This window comes from [Clostridium] polysaccharolyticum (genome assembly GCF_900111595.1).
Classification (GTDB): Bacteria; Bacillota; Clostridia; order Lachnospirales; family Lachnospiraceae; genus Clostridium_AI; species Clostridium_AI polysaccharolyticum.
In genome coordinates, this window is the sequence record NZ_FOHN01000004.1 from 138,626 (window position 1) to 156,661 (window position 18,036).

At 36.7% G+C, this 18,036-nt stretch carries 17 protein-coding genes; 15 read left to right on the plus strand and 2 right to left on the minus strand.

Going from position 1 to position 18,036, the window contains the following annotated elements; translation table 11 throughout:
- The first annotated feature begins 16 nt into the window (after positions 1-16).
- The 13 genes from BMY85_RS03885 to BMY85_RS03930 all read left to right on the plus strand — a co-directional run bounded on the left by BMY85_RS03885 (position 17) and on the right by BMY85_RS03930 (position 9,885).
- A complete protein-coding gene (locus BMY85_RS03885) occupies positions 17-1,291 on the plus strand; it encodes a DUF6365 family protein (RefSeq protein ID WP_092476654.1) in 1,275 nt (424 codons plus the stop codon).
- Positions 1,292-1,374: 83 nt separating this feature from the next.
- On the plus strand, positions 1,375-2,148 hold the full coding sequence (locus BMY85_RS03890; RefSeq protein WP_143066315.1) for a hypothetical protein: 774 nt from the start codon (positions 1,375-1,377) through the stop codon (positions 2,146-2,148).
- Positions 2,148-3,071 (plus strand): radical SAM protein, encoded by a 924-nt coding sequence (locus BMY85_RS03895; protein WP_092476657.1) that lies wholly within the window; start codon positions 2,148-2,150, stop codon positions 3,069-3,071. Before BMY85_RS03890 ends, BMY85_RS03895 begins: the two co-directional genes overlap by 1 nt.
- A gap of 2 nt (positions 3,072-3,073) precedes the next feature.
- Positions 3,074-4,294 (plus strand): DUF6365 family protein, encoded by a 1,221-nt coding sequence (locus BMY85_RS03900; protein ID WP_092476659.1) that lies wholly within the window; start codon positions 3,074-3,076, stop codon positions 4,292-4,294.
- A 16-nt stretch (positions 4,295-4,310) separates the two neighbouring features.
- Positions 4,311-5,969, plus strand: coding sequence for a B12-binding domain-containing radical SAM protein (locus tag BMY85_RS03905; protein ID WP_092476661.1), 1,659 nt, complete (start codon positions 4,311-4,313; stop codon positions 5,967-5,969).
- A gap of 35 nt (positions 5,970-6,004) precedes the next feature.
- Entirely contained in the window at positions 6,005-6,181 is a 177-nt protein-coding gene (locus BMY85_RS15490) for a hypothetical protein (protein WP_177180613.1), read from the plus strand.
- A 36-nt stretch (positions 6,182-6,217) separates the two neighbouring features.
- Positions 6,218-6,958 (plus strand): sugar phosphate nucleotidyltransferase, encoded by a 741-nt coding sequence (locus BMY85_RS03910; protein ID WP_177180614.1) that lies wholly within the window; start codon positions 6,218-6,220, stop codon positions 6,956-6,958.
- 172 nt (positions 6,959-7,130) lie between these two features.
- The gene (locus BMY85_RS15495; protein WP_177180615.1) at positions 7,131-7,286 is read left to right on the plus strand and encodes a hypothetical protein; all 156 of its coding nucleotides are present in this window, start codon (positions 7,131-7,133) and stop codon (positions 7,284-7,286) included.
- The gene (locus tag BMY85_RS16020) at positions 7,286-7,420 is read left to right on the plus strand and encodes a hypothetical protein (protein WP_278280376.1); all 135 of its coding nucleotides are present in this window, start codon (positions 7,286-7,288) and stop codon (positions 7,418-7,420) included. Before BMY85_RS15495 ends, BMY85_RS16020 begins: the two co-directional genes overlap by 1 nt.
- A 132-nt stretch (positions 7,421-7,552) precedes the next feature.
- Positions 7,553-7,780 (plus strand): hypothetical protein, encoded by a 228-nt coding sequence (locus BMY85_RS03915; protein ID WP_092476665.1) that lies wholly within the window; start codon positions 7,553-7,555, stop codon positions 7,778-7,780.
- On the plus strand, positions 7,773-8,618 hold the full coding sequence (locus tag BMY85_RS03920) for an ABC transporter ATP-binding protein (RefSeq protein ID WP_092476667.1): 846 nt from the start codon (positions 7,773-7,775) through the stop codon (positions 8,616-8,618). Before BMY85_RS03915 ends, BMY85_RS03920 begins: the two co-directional genes overlap by 8 nt.
- The gene (locus BMY85_RS03925) at positions 8,618-9,307 is read left to right on the plus strand and encodes an ABC transporter permease (protein ID WP_092476669.1); all 690 of its coding nucleotides are present in this window, start codon (positions 8,618-8,620) and stop codon (positions 9,305-9,307) included. Before BMY85_RS03920 ends, BMY85_RS03925 begins: the two co-directional genes overlap by 1 nt.
- A 401-nt stretch (positions 9,308-9,708) precedes the next feature.
- Positions 9,709-9,885, plus strand: coding sequence for an IS66 family transposase (locus BMY85_RS03930; RefSeq protein WP_177180616.1), 177 nt, complete (start codon positions 9,709-9,711; stop codon positions 9,883-9,885).
- Positions 9,886-10,210: 325 nt separating this feature from the next.
- On the opposite strand, the gene BMY85_RS03935 is transcribed toward BMY85_RS03930, so the two are convergent.
- Entirely contained in the window at positions 10,211-11,458 is a 1,248-nt protein-coding gene (locus BMY85_RS03935; RefSeq protein WP_092476673.1) for a M26 family metallopeptidase, read from the minus strand.
- Between the two features lie 160 nt (positions 11,459-11,618).
- The gene (locus BMY85_RS03940; protein WP_177180617.1) at positions 11,619-14,171 is read right to left on the minus strand and encodes a GLUG motif-containing protein; all 2,553 of its coding nucleotides are present in this window, start codon (positions 14,169-14,171) and stop codon (positions 11,619-11,621) included.
- Positions 14,172-14,530: 359 nt separating this feature from the next.
- On the opposite strand from BMY85_RS03940, the gene BMY85_RS03945 reads away from it, so the two are divergent.
- On the plus strand, positions 14,531-17,431 hold the full coding sequence (locus tag BMY85_RS03945) for a glycoside hydrolase family 9 protein (protein WP_177180618.1): 2,901 nt from the start codon (positions 14,531-14,533) through the stop codon (positions 17,429-17,431).
- Positions 17,432-17,591: 160 nt separating this feature from the next.
- The gene (locus tag BMY85_RS03950; RefSeq protein WP_278280377.1) at positions 17,592-17,882 is read left to right on the plus strand and encodes an ABC transporter transmembrane domain-containing protein; all 291 of its coding nucleotides are present in this window, start codon (positions 17,592-17,594) and stop codon (positions 17,880-17,882) included.
- Positions 17,883-18,036 lie beyond the last annotated feature (154 nt).

Here is an 18,036-nt window from a genome sequence, read left to right on the forward strand (position 1 = left end):
GTGAAAAAGGTGAATTATGAAAAAGTTATTATACATAGTAGTAGGAGAAATATCGACAGGAGAATTGAGTATTGCATTATCCTTTGAAAGCAATCTGGATAAGGAAAAATATTGTAGTCATTTTATTGTTCCAGATGGAAAGACAGCGGTAATGAAAAAGGAGAAGACATTTCCAACGTTTACAATTTCGAGAGAAAAGTCTCGTAGCGAAAATAGGGAATTTCTTCTTAATTTGATAAAGGAACAACAATATGATTTAATCTTGTTATTTGATGTATTTATCTTTGAGTATGCACAAGGATGGACTGGACTGAATATGGAAGAACTTATGGAATTAGGGATTCCAATTATGTCACTTGATGAATACGAATATACAAAAGCAGGCTATCAACTGGATTATTATGGTATGTTTAGAAAGAAACTTCCTCCTTTGTTAGAGCAGTGTGACTATGTCATAAAAAATTGTCCACTAACAATGACTAGTGGTCCAGAGACTTCTTTATGGCAAGGTGAAAAAAAGAACGAATTCTACTACCGAATATTTAATCTGCGGGAACGAGTGAGTGATAAGGAACGTCAAGAGATTCGGAAAAAATATGCGAAAGCAGATGGTAAGTCGAAGATAGTATTTCTTACAACATCCCAGTGGGAATTGCAGGGAGCTTATTCATTTGCGGCACAGAATAGAGTAATGAAATGGCTTGGAATAATGGTATTCGAATATTTAAAACTCTTAGATGAAGATATTACACTGCTTCACGTAGGCAGCAGTGTAAATAATATTCCTGCAAAAGAGGGAAAAGTAACATATGTATACTATGATGGGTTACCTGTGAATGAATTCGAGAAGGTTCTTCAGTCCGTAGATTTGTATGTAACATTTAATCTAGTATCTATTACGTTAAGTAAGGCAATAATGTTTGGTATACCATCATTAGTGTTTAATAATGCGAAGATAATTGATTATATGAGACTGGAAAAAAAAGTACAGGAGATGCCAGAATGGTATCAGGAGATGGCGAAAGATGTAAAAAAAGTCTATCCATTTACTGCCAGCATGTTTGGATGGAATTATTTTCTTAAAACTGTGCTGGAAGATAATCCTTATGTAGAAACCTTTGAACGAGTAGAGTTTTTTAGTATTCGTAAGACGGTTGAAAAGTTAAGATGTATGCTGTTTGAAGAATTACTGCGAGATGAGCTTAGGGAAAAAAACAAGAGATTTATAAGTCAGTATGAGAGTTTATTAAGCTCAAATGAGATTTTAAATGCTATATTTGAAAATAAATAGGAAGGTTAAGATATACAATGGGGAGTGAAAGCAGAAATATCAATTTTGTAAAACTAAATAGTAAAAGAAGATTTCATATAATCATGAAGAATTATCATGTGGATATGAAAAATGGTTCTGTTAGAACCGATATTTTACAGAGTAAGTTTACTAGAGAGATATATGAGATGATTGATCCAATGGTAGGGCTTGCAAAGTATACATTGGAGAGTACGGAATATATGGCATCGGGAAGTGAAAAATTTCAAACCTGGACATTTGCAAAAGGAGCAGAATTCTATAATACGCTTTATAGTATAGATTTGGATGAGTATTACAGGATTATAAAAGAACATGGTAATTCAGAAAAAAAGTTTTATCCCACTCTTGAAGAATGCTTCAGTAAATATCCCAAACTCCCAAGTGTGTATTTACTTATTATGCAGGTATTGGATATTATATCGTTTGATTCATATCTGTGTTTGATCAATACACGTCGAAGAGACAGTAACATTACAAAAGAATATACTAGGTTGGAAGAACTGTCGAAGAAAAATACTGGAATTGGAGCTGGTCAGTATTCGGACACATCTTATTACTATAATGATGATTTTTATGTACGCTTAATAGGTAATGGGCTATATGAAGGAAAAGAATGTTGGATATATGATTACTATGCAGAACCATCCAGTGTATTTATGAAAGATGCAAAATCGGGAAGAACAAAAAATAGCAAATCCATATACAGTGGACGTCTATATGTAAAGAAAGAAGACGGTGAATGTATAGGTGGAGAGATGAATGAAAATGTAGTACCAATAGGAACAAAGAGTAATTTTGTTAACCGTAGGGTTGTTTTGGAAATGGAGGGACTTTAATGAAGGGGTTAAGTATTCATTTAACAGATCAATGTAACCAGTCTTGTAAGTTTTGTGTTGTGGATTCTTATCAGGAGAGAAAAGAAGCCGTTAATATGAAAACAATAAAAAAATTCCTGAAAGAAAATAGTGGACAAGGATATGAAATTGTCAATATCCATGGAGGAGAGTCTACTATCGTGCCAGGTTTTATTGAAGTTCTGACAATGATTAAGGAATATGGATATCCTCAAGTATCTTTACAGACAAATGCAAGAACTTTAAAAGATAAGGAATTTACACAACAGCTTATTGACTTAAATGTGAAAACATTTGTAACTTCATTTCATACGATATCTGAAAAGGAAATGGCAGACTTGGCCAATGTAGATGAGACTTGGTTAGGAGAAATTATACAGGGAATTAAAAATGCAAAAGAATTGGGTGCCAAAGTCAGAACAAATACAGTTGTGTATAAAAAAAATAGGAACCAGTTAGTTGATATTATAAAATTTATTGTAAAGGAATTAAAGGTGGATCACATCAATATTTCTGCAATGCATCCAGCTGGGCGCGCATACAAGAATTTTGAAGAAGTTGCACCTCGACTCACAGATATAATTGAGCCGGTTAAGCAGGCGGTAGATTATGTAGAATCTCAAGGAACTGTAGTAACATTGGAAGGATTTGCACCTTGCATGCTAGGTGATTATACAAAATACATAGTTGATTGGGAAGCTTCAAATTTTAAACTTCTATATCATATGTTTGTACTTCCTAATTATGCGGATTTTATGACATCCAAAACGAGAACACTAGGAGTAATGTGTGAAAAATGTATATATAAGAAAGATAAACTATGTGGTGGAATGTATAACGAGTATATAGAAAAATATGGTTGGGATGAATTTAAAAACGTAAAACCTATTTTGGAAACGGAATAAATATGAGAGTTGCATTTATTGTTACAAGTTATTGGGCATTTGGAGAATTGCTTATTGCCATACAATTTGCAGAAGAACTGAAAAATCTACAAAACAGAGTTCTTTTCATTATTCCGCCTACCCATAAAAAAAATGTAGAAGCTAAAGGATTTAAATATGTTACATGGATTCCAAAATCAAGAAAGTTTAATCAGATTATTCTGGCAGAAGTTGAGCACAGTTTTTGCCCAGAAGTAGTGATTCTGTCAGATTTTTTGAATTATAGTTTTGCAGATAAGCATTATGGAATTTTAAGAGAAGATCTTGACATATTCGGAGGGAAGCTTGCAACATTTGATATCTATAATTGGAGTCTGGAACGGAAATGTATGGATACGTATGGTTTTGTAAGTCCTATTCCTAATAAGGTAGATATCAAGGACTATGGAGCAAAGATATTACCGTGTCCATTAATTAATCCTGAAAATAAAGAAAATGAATTAGGTTATCGATACTCTGTTGTACATAAGCTGCTGGATACTTCGCAAAAAAACAAGGAAGAGTTAAGAAAAAAATACGGATTTCATGTAAATGAAAAGATTATTTTAGTTTCTTATGCAAAATGGCAGGAAAGTCATATTCAAAATGAGAAGGTTGGACATTTTATTGATTTTTCAGGAAGGCTGTTTGATGAGTTGATAATTCAATTATCTTTTTACTATACGATTATCTGTATTGGAAAGGAAACGGAAGGTTTCAGGGATTATTCAAATATTCATTGCTATGATTCTATGCCAGCCAAACAGTTTGATGAATATGCTATGACTGCTGATTTATATATTGGAAAAAATATGACATCTACTTCTATGATAAGATTAGCACTTTCTGAAATCATGTGTGTAAACATAATTAATAGCATTGTGTTCCCGCATAAAATAGAAGAAAAAAGCTTTGGTAATTTCAATTACGCAGCAGAATTAGAAGATATTCATATGTATAAATATATGATGCTTCCGGTAGGATGGTATGAATTCTTAAAACCAGTATTTCAGAACAATCCATATGCTGATATTGTCTGTATGCGTGAACAGTTTAAAATGAATGAGACAATGGAAGTTATTCATGAACTGTTATTTAATGAACAGGAAAGAGCTAGGATAACAGAGCGAGTAGCAGCATTAAAGTGTAGTTTAGAGAAATTGAAATCACCTATTCAGATCGTAAATCATATTATAAACGAGTAAAAAGAAGAGGTAGCAAATGATAGAAAAATTTAATTTGATTTTGGTGACTGATGAGCAAATGATCGTAGAAAAAGGGAATGAAATTTCACTTTCGTTAGCTATGGGAATTATTGCTTCTTATTTAGAAGATCGAAATATTTCAGTAACCATAAACGATACGAGTAAGTTGGTTACAAATCGTACTTTTTCATCTGAAGAACTGGATAGGATTGCATTAATATATGATAAGGATCGAGTAATTCATTATTTAAAAACAGGACAGGATTCTGAACTTGATCAAGTTGTAGAAATGATTATAGGAGATTCCTGGAAAGAGTATGATGCTTATGGAATTTCTATTGGAGCAGATTTTTCTATGCTTCAGATTCATCTAGGTTTCTTATTTGGGGCGTATCTAAAAAAGCAAACGGGAAAGCCTGTTTTTATAGGTGGTAATAATATATCCTATTTGTATATTTTTAAAGACTTTTACAGGGAATTACTGATGACTCTTGTTGCGAAATTTAGGTATGTAATAAAAGGTCCAGGAGAACAAATCATATGGGAGATTATTAATAGTTTGAATACCGATCCAGAGAAGCTTAATCTGGAAACAAAGGATGGGATTCTTAGAATAAAAGATGATGAAGTAATTGCGAATATGGAGAGAGCACCTATTATAACAAGACCTAATTGGTGTAACCTTGATATGAATGATTATACTTATCCGTTTACTAAATCTGAAAAAGAAAATCAGGAAGTGTATTTTCGCTTTCCACTTAAACTGATGAATGTGGTAAAGAAGTTTAATCTTACCAAGACAAAGGAACGAAAACTTATTATTCCGTATATTTTTAACTACAATTGCATTTACAAATGTGCATTTTGTACTCAAAGTGATACGGATAGAAGTAATATGATTGTGGGTGACGTAAATCAGGTAGTAGATGATATTGAATTTTTATCAAAGAAATATCAGTCCAACTATTTTTATTTTTTAAATAATTATTTTCCTTCTTCTATGAATTTTATTAAAGCATTTCGAGATGAGCTAAAGAAACGGAATTTGACGATCTACTGGTCAGATTGTGGAAGAGTGAATGGTTTAACTCTGGAAAAACTCCAGATCCTATATGAATGTGGATGTCGCAAACTTGTATTTGGCTTTGAAACAGGAGATGAAAAAATACTCAATCTTATTGATAAGCGTCTTAACTTAGAGGAGGCAATACATGTTCTTGAGTGGTGTAAACAAGTAGGAATATGGGCAGACTTAGAGGTTATCATTGGATTACCGTATGAGCGTGAAACGGAATTTATGTCAACATATAGTTTCATTAAGAAGCATAATGATTTAGTAAACAATTTTTGGATGAATGAATATTTTGTTGTTCCTAATAGTTTGATTGGACGATATCCAGAACGGTATGGGATAGAGTTACTAAAAGACAGAACAACATATGCTGAACTGATGGTGGAGAATAAAAATGCATTCAGAGAAGGAAATATCTATAACCTGACTTCCAATGCGAGACTTTGGGGATTCAATGAAATAAATGAAAATGATTTTAGAACGTATGAGGAAATGAAAGTACAGAACAGTGATAAAATGCGTAGGTTATATAAATTATTGAATAAAGATTTTAATCAGCTTTATATATTCTATAAAAGAATATTAAATCTCAGACAAAAATAATAGGTAATATGAGGTTATACAAAAAAGAAAGAGGGATGAAGAAAATGAAGGATGTAGTGAATAAGGTGTTAAAGGCTGTAGCGGTTGGCACAAGCATTGGAACTTTAGTATGTTTAGGATTAGATGCATTAAAACCAAAGGAAGCAGTTATGTTATTGGCATTAGGAGTTGCATCACTATCAATAAGCAGTTTGTCAAAAGAAGAACAGTAGCTAAAGCAGTTAGAATATATTTAGGAGATGTTGCAAATGAAGGGATTAGTCTTAGCAGCAGGTCGAGGAAAAAGGTTAAATGATATTACACAAGGGGAAAATAAGTGTTTAATCAAGTTGAATGGAAAAGCGGTTGTACAATATGCTGTGGAAAGACTGTGTAATATAAAAGAAATTACAGAATGTGTCGTAGTGGTTGGATATAGGGCAGAGGAAGTCATGAAAATAATCGGAAATGAAGTTGCAGGCATTAAGATAACTTATTGCAGGCAGTACGAACAAAAGGGATTGATTCATGCATTGGAAACGGCAACAGAAGCATTACGAGGCGACAATTTTATGATGGTGCTGGGTGATGAAGTAATTCTGGATAATCGGTATCAGGAATCGGTAACGGATTTTTTACAGTCTGATGATATGTGTAGGATTGGAATCATTGAGACAGATAACATTGAATTAGTGAAAAAGACATATACATTTCACTGTGATGAGCAGTTACATATGATTGATTTCTTGGAAAAGCCTGATAAACCGTATAATAATTTTATGGGAACTGGAAATGTGCTGTTTGGAGAAAAAGTTCTTGATATGCTAGGTCAAGTGCCAGTGAATCCAATACGAGGAGAGAGAGAACTGGTTGGGCTTTTTAATTTATTAGTTGAGCAAAAACAGCATATTTCATCCTTTATAGTAGGAAGTCAATATATGAATTTGAATACCAGAAATGATCTGGAATTGCTACAACGAGCTTTAAAAGAAACGATAGTGGAAATTTAGAATTTGTAAAGTATTGGGTTGATTTGGATCTCATGGCTTTACTTTTGTGATTATAGAGAAATCGGAATTTGTTAAAAATGCAACTTAGTAAGCAAAAAAGGCAAGATAAGAAGGAACGCTTGAAAATGAAATCATTTCTCTTTATAGTTAGAAGCAAGACGGGGGTGAATTGATGAAAATACGAATCAATACGGAGCAATCACTTCAAGATATAGAGAATGTCATCAATTGTGAGAAAATCAGCCCAGAGATTGAAAGACTGCTATCCTTGATAAAAACATTTACTATGAAACTTGAGGGATTAAAAAGAAAGTTGGGGTGGAAGTAATGATGGAGAAAAGGAATACGGCATTTGATTTTTTTACAGATGTACTTGTAGTTTTTGCAATATCACTTCTTACCATTACAGTGCATTCTGTTTTGATTGGAGAAGGAGCAAAAGAAATCTCAAAGATTTTTTAACTTGGCAGTAAGGGGATTGCCATTTCGACAATTTTCAATTTTTTTGATGGTATTTTTCATTATTTCGATTCGAACTTTTTTCTATCGGATATAGTCATTCGCAACATGGTACAGCTATGGCGTATTGTGTGGATGATACTGATCATATGTATTGGAATCGTAGGTTGTGTACTGGTCTTTGAATGGTTTCCCCTTGATAACGTGAAAGCATGGATTGCATTTATCTTTGCAGTTTTAGGAAGCTTTATAGCAAGTACATCAATAATGTTACTGAAAATTAAAGTGGAAAGCAAAAAATATGTAGAATTACTTTTGAAGTATCAGAAAAAGTATGTAGAAGGAGAGCATGTAGATGAGTAATTGTATTGTATTGGAATCTTTAAGTAAATCATTTGGTTCTAAAGATGTTCTGAATGAGATTAGACTGCAAATTCCAGAAGGTGAGTTTTTTGGGTTATTAGGTCCATCTGGTGCAGGAAAAACAACATTGATTAAAATTTTAACGGGACAGATTGGTTATCAGGGGACAGCAAAAGTATTTAATGAGCATTGCAAAGACATAGGGAGAGAAATCTATAGCAAGGTTGGAATGGTTCTTGATAACTGTGGAATCTATGAACGTTTATCTTGTTATGATAATTTATTGTTATTCTGTAAGCTATATAGTGTTCCGAAATCAGAGATTAAAGTAATTCTTGATAAAGTTGGCTTAAATAAAGTAGGAAAAATGCCTGCAGGAAGAATGTCCAAAGGGCAAAAGCAGAGACTTCTATTAGCGAGGGCGGTTCTGCATAAGCCAAAACTATTATTTTTGGATGAGCCTACTAGTGGGCTGGATCCGATGACTGTAGAAGAAATTCATAACTATTTGTTAGAATTAAAACGCCATGGAACAACTATTTTCCTGACAACACATAATATGACAGAAGCTTATCAGATGTGTGATAAAATTGCGTTATTGAATGAAGGATATATTGTGGAATATGGAGAGCCAGAAGAAATATGCAGGAAGTATAATACAGAGAACATGATTACAATTCTTTGTAAAGATGGAAAGGAACTTGTTGTTCCTAACAGGCCAGATTCTGCAGCAACGATTAGTTCTTGTTTTGAAGCAAATAAGGTAGAAACAATTCATTCATCAGAGCCAAATTTAGAGACGGTATTTAAGCAGTTAACGGGAAGGGGGTTATTGTAATGCTAAGTTTAGGTCATATTGGTGCCATTATTGATAAACAGATTAAAGATGTAAGTAAAAATCTGCAAGTATTGATTTTATTCTTTGTTTTTCCAGTGATAGCCGTTATTCTGACACAATCCGTATCCAAGGATGTCTCCGAATACCTTGTCATGATTTTTGCTACTATGCATTGTGTATTTACACCACTTGTTACAACTGCCAGTTTCATATCGGAAGAAAAGGAGAAAAACACACTGCGTGTATTGATTATGTCAGGAGTTAGACCATTCGAGTATTTCTTTAGCATTGCAATATTTGTATTGCTAAGCAATATGCTTACAGGAACGGTATTCATTTTTCTATCTGATTTTACAACCAACCAGATTATTTCCTTCTATGTCGCAGCTTTAGCTGGAGGAATTATATCGGTATTGATTGGTATGTGTATTGGAACCAAATCAAAGAGTGCAAGTGCTGCCAATGGAGTAGCGGTTCCATTAGCGATGGTATTTTCCTTTTTGCCAATGTTGGTTTCGTTTAATAAAAGTCTTGAGAAGGTAGCTAAGTTTTTATATGGACAGCAAGTGAGCTATATTGTAAATGGACAGCAAATGAAAATAGAAAATGTAGTAATTCTTGCAGTAAATTTTGTAGTATGCATTGTAGCATACGTAGTTTTATATCAAAGAAGCAGAATAGATGAATAGATAGAGTTGCCCTATAGCATGTGGAAGGATGTACCATAGAGAACCGTCAACTCAGATACGCCTGCCATTCCCGCTTCTTTCCATTATACTAAATCAAAACCATAGGAGGTAGTATCAATAAAAAAAGAAAGTTCACAACGAAGCAAGAGCGGGAACAGCATATCCAAAACTTCCTGGCAAGCGGAAAGTCAAAGCTTTCCACTTTTTCCAGATGGATGCATGAGTACCATGCCAAACAACAGGAAGTAAAATTCCTTCCACTTGATCTAAAATCAAATGGAATCCAGCAGTCATGTGAACAAGAAATCCTGATTGAAATCGGTGTCTACAAGCTGTATGTTCCACAAGCTCTCGGTATCTAGTTCATGCAGCAGGCAATAAAGGCGATGATTCCAAAGAGCATGGTATCCCCAAGCATGATGGCATACATACTAAACCAGAAATACACAAATGCAATGCCACTCTACCGCCAGGAACAGGAATTCGAACGGTACGGCATAGAGAGTAGCCGCCAGAACTTGTTAAACTGGATGATAAAGGGTGCCGGACTGTTAAAGCCGCTTATGTTGGAGAGGTAATACATCCTTTTGAAGAAAGGCAAATTATACCAGGCAATAAAGTGGTGCTGAAAGCAGTTCCATTAAAATATCTGCGGTTTCTTTTTATAGTAGCCCTATTTATAAGGATTTTGGTATAGTTCAGGAGAGTAGCATATGAAACGCATTGTAATTTGCCAGGTGAGTATGTATGTGTTGAGGATGGAAAGATCTATATTAATCCATACGTTTGTATTAAAAAACGGTTACGTTCATTTCGTATGACAGCCAAGGTCATATAAGCAAAGTCTGCGTTTCCTTAAGAAATCTTTCCACGGAGAGCCTAAGGAATGCAGACTTTGTTTGTCTAGCGGATTACTAAAGTAACAGGTGACTGGGTGTGAACCATTGCTTCTGAATTGGTGGCAATATTATAAAAGGATAAATAAACAATCGCATGGTACGTTCCTTTTGGAAGTTCTGTTCCATCTGGCAGTTTCTTAAGTGGAATGGATGGCAGGGAAAATCCTGGTGGAATAGAACCGCTTTCGGCAACGATTACCCGGTAGGTGTCTGGATTATAAGCTTTCAGATGATCCAGTTTAGACTGTTCCTTCTTGGTGCGGCCTGTTTTTCCTAATCTGGCGTTCAGTTCGGAATCGGGAATCTGAAGCTGTATGACAGCATGGTGATTGGATTCGCCAGGATTACGAAAATCAATTCGAGTCATGCCATTTTTATTGGAAACCAGTTCTGTTGCAAAATCGCAGGATATGCTGTTTTTCCCTGTCTTTGATTTTTTATGATCGATCCGTGTAACACTGGTATCTACTGGGATTGGAGGAAAATAATCAGGAGTATTGAGTTTTTTATGGTGAAACAGTATAGCGATAGTTCCAATAACCAGAAGCGAGGCAGCGGAAGAAAGAACGACTGGAAGCATTCTGGTTTTTGCAAGAAGTTTCCCTTCGGCATAACAGTTTCGGATCTCTCCTGTATTATAACCTGCAAACATGCCGGTAGCCTGTCTGCCAAAAACAGATCCCGTTACGTAACAATTGGTTATAGTACTTTCGTTTGCTACGCCTGTAAGCAGTCCTGCTTCCATTTTGCCTTTTACATGGCCAGAAAGAACAAGATTGGTTATGGCAGCATGAGAAATATAGCCAAATAATCCAGCAGCCACAGGCTCTTTTTGCTGTACGGACAAGTTGTGAATGGCATGGCCGTTTCCAAGAAAAGTGCCTTGAAATGGAGTTCCTTCGGAAGCACCTATGGGAATCCAGCTGATGCCGGACAGATCGATATCTTCCATAAGGAGGAAAGTGCCATTTTGGTAAGTGTTATCTCCAGCGTTTACTTTTTCTCTTAATAAAAGCAGATCTTCTTTGGTATGGATAGAAAGAACGGGATCTTCTGGCTGGGATGGGGAAAGGATATAATCTTGTTTTGGACATGGGTGATCTATCGGAAAAGAACGTTCTAAGGTTCCTTTGTTTTCGTTACAAAAGGTGGCGGATTTCTTTTTGCAGGAGACGAATGCATGGCAGTCTGCGATAATGCCTGAATTATAGCCTGCGAAACGACTTGGCATTTGTTTGGATTTGGTGTTCATAAAAAATGCTCCTTCCTATAGTATTTTTTCTGTCTGTACAAAGTGCCTTCTTCCTTATTTACAGGAGGAAGACACTTTGCCGCACCGTATGGAAATTGCTGTTTTTCACGATTGGTTTCCAGGCAGGTGCGTATAAAGAGGTTTTATATTAGTAACCCATTTATGGTTCTGGATATCCAGTTGGTTCTAGTGTTGGTGTATCAGAAACGTATGGAACTGGCGATCCGCTTGGTTCTGTTGTTGGTGTATCAGAAATGTATGGAACTGGCGATTCGCTTGGTTCTGTTGTCGTAGGTGTTGGTGTTTCGCTTGACATATCTGCAGGACTTGTTTCTTCACCAGAAGCGGTGTTTTCTGGTATCTGACTTGGCACAGGTTCTTTTCCCTTTTCTGGGCTAATTGTTAAAATGACTTGTCCAATCACTTCTTTGTTTGCCTTGTTTATTTTTTCTTCTGGAACTCCACCGATGCAAAGCTGGATGTCATTGGATATAACGGCATTGCCTTGTTTTGCAGATAAAGTCAAAGGATCGGTAAATGGCGTTTGTAAAGAAGCATCCTGGAAGGTTCCAAAAAGGTTTTGGTAGTTGGTGCTGTCTTTGGTATTTGGCAAAAAGCAAAAGAGTGCCTGAATATCCATAGTAGAACGGTTCGTTAAACGGATGATGTCAGATTTACCTGCTTCCGTTGGCTTCCAGACACCGTCAGCATATTTCTTTGTTTCTGTGTTATATGCACCGGATTTATAAATATATTCCAAAGAACCCCATTCTAAATTGACACTGATTTTATCTGGTTTTGGTGTAGAAGAAGTGGTTGGCTCAGGAGAATCTGGCAATTCCGAAAACTCTGGAAACTCCATAATACCATATACGTTAAAGTCTTGCTGATCTGTTGAAGTTTCGTTTGGATCAAATTCTTTGTCAGCAGATGTATTTAGTTTTAGCACAGCCTGGAAGAGCGTTAAGTATGGCATGCCATCGTTTATGCTATCGGAACGGGTCCAGCTGCTGTAGTTTGCTGTGGCTTGGTTTACATATTCATTCATATCTGCTACAAAATCATCGGATTGCATATAAGTGGCAGAAGCGGCCTGCACTGTAGGAAAAGAATTATAACTTACACCCGTTTTAGAAGCATCTGGAATTATTTCATCTGCTACTATCTGCTGGCAGGATTTGTTCCAGTAACAGCGTTTGAAAGTATTGGTTACATAATCAGTATTAGTATCTCCATAGAAATTACCAACAATAGAAGATTTTCCTGCACGGATGGAACAAGAGGCATAGCAGTTTTCTATGATTGAATTACACTTAACATAATCTTGACAAGCACTTCCGATAAAACCGCCTACACTACAGGAACTACCTGCTGAAATGTTGCTAGTGGTATATGAGTTATAAACCTTTAAATTACCATGATATCCAATAAAACCACCTGCATTACAGTCTTTATCTGCAGTAACGGTTCCAGTAGAGAAGCATTGCGATACCGTTGCATTTACAGAGTATCCAATAAAACCACCTACATTACAGCATTCACCTGTAGTAACGGTCCCGGTAAAAAAGCATTGGGATATGGTCGCATTTTCACAGTATCCAATTAGTCCACCTATTTCGCAGTTTCTTGTACCCGTTACAGAGGCAGTAGAATAGCAGTTTTTGATAGAAGCGGTATCGTCTATATATCCAGCTATACCTCCTATTCTGGATTTGTTTTTACCGTTAATAAAACCAGTAAAGGCACTATCTGTAATGGAAGTTTCAGAATAAACAGAACCGGCAAGACCGCCAACCTTGCTAGATCCAGAAGAGGTGATTGCCGTGCTTGAGTTGCAATTGCTTATAACGGTATTGGATCCATTTATATAGCCAATAAGTCCACTAACGTTATGATACAGTGGAACACTAATTGTACCGCTTGCAGTACAGTCAGATACAACGGTATTAGATATGTTTATACCGCCAATAAGGCTGCCTATTTGACCTAAAAAAGATGATGAATAGCCGTTGTTTTCTTTTGTGATGTTCACCATAACATGGCAATGTTCCATTAAAGTACCACTGGTAGCATGGTATCCAGCCAGTCCTCCCACAGCATGGTCGGAATTAGAGCCGCAATCTGTAATCTGTCCATTGGCACTGCAATTTTTTATGCTTCCTCCCAGCCATTGTGCAGTAAGGCCGCCAACCTGAAGTGCTTTGGAATAGTAAATCATGTTGTCAATTGTAAGATTGGACAGATTTCCATGTGTCCGTCCAAACAGCCCCATATACTGGTACGTGCAATAGCTGGAACTGGTTCCCATAAACACATTTTTTATGACACAGTTTCCACCGTCAAAATTGCCACAAAATACATTGGTTAATCCTATCGGATACCAGTAATGGCTTGCCAGATCAAGGCTTTTGGCTGTAACAGTTATGTATTTGTTCTCAAAGAAAACATTTGATACATTAGAATAATAAGACAGTCCTGCCAGATCCTTGACGGTTCTGATTTCATAGGGATTATCCTTGGTTCCCTGGTTTCCATATACATCCAGACTGGTAGAGACATTAAACCAGAATTTGGTATAATTTCCTGGATCAATCCAGCATCCAGATGTTGCAATATCCTGTGCCTGAATAAGTGGCAGTTTTGATACATTCCCCATAGACATGGTAAGTACCAGACATAAAACAAATGAAAAAATCCGCTGTTTCAATTTCATAATATTCCTCCTTAATAAGTAAATTTTTGTGTAAAGCATGCAATACAAAAGTAGTATAGCAGAATAATGCGTGTAAATATATGGCTAATAAATACTATATAAACCATATAAAAAAGTTTGATATACTAAAAGATTAGGGATATTTTTCTGAATACCTCTAAAATATACAGGTGTTTATGCCATAGATAAGAAAAACGGTGACACAATAAGCTGTTTTAACCTGCCATTTACTCAAGATATCTTGCCCATAAAATGGAAAGGCTTTATAATAAACTGGTGTGTTCCCTGTAAAAGCTGTTTTTTACTAGGAGGACATAACACCAGTAATGAGTATTAAAATTTTTAGAGGAGGAATCTGTATGAAACATCGATGGTTAAAAAGGGGATTAGCCACAATGATGGCACTTACAATGGCGGTGGTCATTGCACCAATGCCAAATCAGAGCATTTCTGTCAAGGCAGTACAAGGACAGACAGAGGAGAACAAAGATACTGGTTATAACTACGCAAAAGCATTTCAGTTATCTATGTATTTTTACGATGCTAACATGTGTGGTCCACAGGACGGACGCTTGGATTATCGTTATGAATGCCACATGGAGGATGCAAAAGTACCTTTGATTCCAAAGGATACAGAGCTTCATGGAACCAATCTGTCACAGTCTTTTATTGACGAACACAAAGATGTATTAGATCCAGATGGAGATGGATGTATCGATGTAAGCGGTGGATTCCATGATGCTGGGGATCACGTAAAATTTGGTCTTCCACAGAGTTATTCTGGTTCCACATTAGGATGGGGATACTATGAGTTCAGGGATTCCTATGTAAAAGTAGGAGAACAGAAACACATAGAAGATATTTTAAAGCATTTTAATGATTATTTTATGCGTTGTACATTTCGTGATGCGGATGGAAAAGTAGTAGCATTCTGCTATCAGGTTGGGGATGGTGCCGCCGATCATACCTACTGGGGCTGTCCGGAATTCCAGACAACGCCAAGGCCTGTCTGGCTTGCAACAAGTGAAACACCAGCAGCGGATCAATGTGCAGGTGCCGCCGCATCTCTTGCAGTCAATTATTTAAACTTTAAAGACACAGAGCCAGAATACGCAGAGAAATGCTTAGACACAGCCAAAGCATTATATGAATTTGCCAAAGAAAACAGAGGATGTGGTTTCTCAGGTGGGTTCTATGATTCAGGCTATGATGATGACGAACTGTCCTGGGCAGCAGTCTGGCTAAATATCGCAACAAATGACAAGCATTATATCACAGACATTTATGATGTTGATGATTCAGGACACTTTACAGGATTCATAAGCAAAATTATCAAAACTAGAAATGACATCTGGCAGAACATGTGGGTGCATTCCTGGGATACGGTATGGGGCGGTGTATTTGCAAAATTAGCTCCTATTACAGACGATCCAATGATCTGGAACTTCTTCCGCTGGAATATCGAATATTTTTCAGGAGTAGAGCATGAAGATCACAATGGCGGGTATCTTACGGAAACACCAGGCGGATTTCGTGTCTTAACTACATGGGGATCCTGCCGTTACAATACTGCTGCTCAGTTATGTGCACAAGTCTACAATAAGTACAAAGCAAAACAGGAATTTGTTGACTGGTCCAAATCCCAGATGGATTACATATTAGGGGACAACCCAATGAACACTTGCTACGAAGTAGGCTATGCAGAGAATTCTACAAAGAACCCTCACCACAGAGCTTCTCATGGTTCTACAACCAATGATATGAAAGATCCGGTGAATCCACACCATATTTTATGGGGAGCGTTAGCAGGAGGTCCAAATGCTTCGGATGATTACCATGACGATCGGACAGACTATGTGTTTAACGAAGTGGCAATTGATTACAATGCAGCATTTGTAGGTGCATTAGCAGCACTCTATGCGGAATATGGAGAAGGCCAGGAACCTATGGAATCCATTCCACAGGAAAAAGATACCAATGCATTTTATATAGAAGGAGCACAGGAGCAGGATAATGACCAGCGTTCACAAGTATCTATCCGTATTCACAATGACGTAGCATGTCCTCCAAGAAGGCTTTCTGGAATAAGTGTTCGTTATTTCTTTAATATAGCAGAGTTATTACATGCCCATCAGTCTATCAAAGATGTAAGTGCCGCTATTTTATACGATGAAGCATTCATTGCAGATGGTGTTGCTTCCTCTATTAGCAAACCAGTTGCATGGGATGAAGAAAATGGAATTTATTATGTGGAAATCACCTGGAACGCTGCGTTCCATGGAAAACGTGACATGATGTTTACGCTTGTAGCAGGACAGGATTCTGAGTGGAAGAGCAATTGGGATGCATCGAACGATTATAGCCATGAAGACCTTGCAGGAAAAGAATACACTTCTACATCCAAGATTCCGATGTATTACGATGGAAAACGTGTATACGGTGACGAGCCAGGCAATGGAGTCGTAAAACCTAGGGTAAATGCCAGTGTAGAAGGCATTGCAGAGGGAAAAGAAATCAATTTCACCAATGGAATCCAGCCAATTACCTTAAAAGCCGATGTGAAAAATGGAGATACCGTATCTAGTGTGGAATTTTATGTAAATGAGGAAAAAGCTGGTGTCGATACAACAGCTCCTTATTCGGTAGCATACATGCCAGAACAGACAAAGGATGAGGAGACAAAAGACCTTGTAGTAACAGCAAAAGCGGTAACTTTTGATGGAATAGAAGTTGCAAGCAAACCATACACCATTACAGCAAGATTTAAAGAAAAAGCAGTTCCTGTAAAACCACCGATTGATCCAGACAATGCAGTAAGCCTTGTAATGCGTGTAGATGGCAAAGGAGCGAACACAGAAACAACCATCCAGAGAAAATACGTCATTGAAAATACAGGAACAAAGCCAGTTGATTTATCTAAAGTAACTGTTCGCTATTACTTCACAAAAGATTCAAAAGCAGAGCAGAGATTTTATTGTGATGCAGCAGGTATGCAGTTAGATGGAGATCCTTGGTATTACCGTGCAGCAGAATGTGTTGAGGCTGATTTCGTTACGATTAGAGGGGATGAATGCTACATGGAAATGTCCTTCAAAGACTTAGAATATGAATTACAGCCAGGAAAAAACATTGCTTTAGACACCCGGTTTGCCAATGCAAACTGGGGCAATATGGATCAGTCAAATGATTATTCCTTTGCTGGTGGAGATACCATTGTTATGATGTATGATGGTGATGTGATTCAGGGAATGGAACCTTGATAGCGACTGGACAGAAATGAAAGAATTTGGGAAAGATGAAGTGGAAATTCTGCTTCGTCTTTCCCTTTCTGCACCATCTAGCGAGAGAAAGTTTAGCTGGAGTAATCATTCATAGTAATGTAATATTTGAGGCAGCTTGCCACAAGAAAGGAATACAGAAGTGATAAACTATTTTATCCGTTCGCTGTTTCGGTATTTTGTTCAATATCAGGGACATGTTATGGGAGTGAAAATGCAGGCACAGATGAGACGGGATATGTTTGAACATATAGAAAAGCTTCCTTATAGCTTTTTCGATAAGAACGATACAGGAAAGATTATGTCCCGAATGACCAATGATTTAATAGATATCAGTGAGTTTGCACATCATGGACCAGAAAACCTGATTATTAGCGGAGTTTCCGTACTGGTTGCATTTATATATCTGGGAACAATTAACTGTCTACAGTAAAAGACGCAGATGAGATAGCTGTTATTTCGGAAGGCCAGGTTTGTGAGCAAGGGAATCATGAAGAACTGCTGGCGTTAAATGGCATATATTCTAAGCTGTATAGCCAGCAATTGCATTTGATAAGCTGGAGAATAAGATACAAATTTATTTGATT

Coding starts and splice junctions, on each gene's coding strand:
- BMY85_RS03885 (WP_092476654.1), top strand. CDS start 17: ATGAAAAAGTTATTATACATAGTAGTAGGAGAAATATCGACAGGAGAA.
- BMY85_RS03890 (WP_143066315.1), top strand. CDS start 1,375: ATGAAGAATTATCATGTGGATATGAAAAATGGTTCTGTTAGAACCGAT.
- BMY85_RS03895 (WP_092476657.1), top strand. CDS start 2,148: ATGAAGGGGTTAAGTATTCATTTAACAGATCAATGTAACCAGTCTTGT.
- BMY85_RS03900 (WP_092476659.1), top strand. CDS start 3,074: ATGAGAGTTGCATTTATTGTTACAAGTTATTGGGCATTTGGAGAATTG.
- BMY85_RS03905 (WP_092476661.1), top strand. CDS start 4,311: ATGATAGAAAAATTTAATTTGATTTTGGTGACTGATGAGCAAATGATC.
- BMY85_RS15490 (WP_177180613.1), top strand. CDS start 6,005: ATGAAGAAAATGAAGGATGTAGTGAATAAGGTGTTAAAGGCTGTAGCG.
- BMY85_RS03910 (WP_177180614.1), top strand. CDS start 6,218: ATGAAGGGATTAGTCTTAGCAGCAGGTCGAGGAAAAAGGTTAAATGAT.
- BMY85_RS15495 (WP_177180615.1), top strand. CDS start 7,131: ATGAAAATACGAATCAATACGGAGCAATCACTTCAAGATATAGAGAAT.
- BMY85_RS16020 (WP_278280376.1), top strand. CDS start 7,286: ATGATGGAGAAAAGGAATACGGCATTTGATTTTTTTACAGATGTACTT.
- BMY85_RS03915 (WP_092476665.1), top strand. CDS start 7,553: ATGATACTGATCATATGTATTGGAATCGTAGGTTGTGTACTGGTCTTT.
- BMY85_RS03920 (WP_092476667.1), top strand. CDS start 7,773: ATGAGTAATTGTATTGTATTGGAATCTTTAAGTAAATCATTTGGTTCT.
- BMY85_RS03925 (WP_092476669.1), top strand. CDS start 8,618: ATGCTAAGTTTAGGTCATATTGGTGCCATTATTGATAAACAGATTAAA.
- BMY85_RS03930 (WP_177180616.1), top strand. CDS start 9,709: ATGGTATCCCCAAGCATGATGGCATACATACTAAACCAGAAATACACA.
- BMY85_RS03935 (WP_092476673.1), bottom strand. CDS start 11,458: ATGAACACCAAATCCAAACAAATGCCAAGTCGTTTCGCAGGCTATAAT.
- BMY85_RS03940 (WP_177180617.1), bottom strand. CDS start 14,171: ATGAAATTGAAACAGCGGATTTTTTCATTTGTTTTATGTCTGGTACTT.
- BMY85_RS03945 (WP_177180618.1), top strand. CDS start 14,531: ATGAAACATCGATGGTTAAAAAGGGGATTAGCCACAATGATGGCACTT.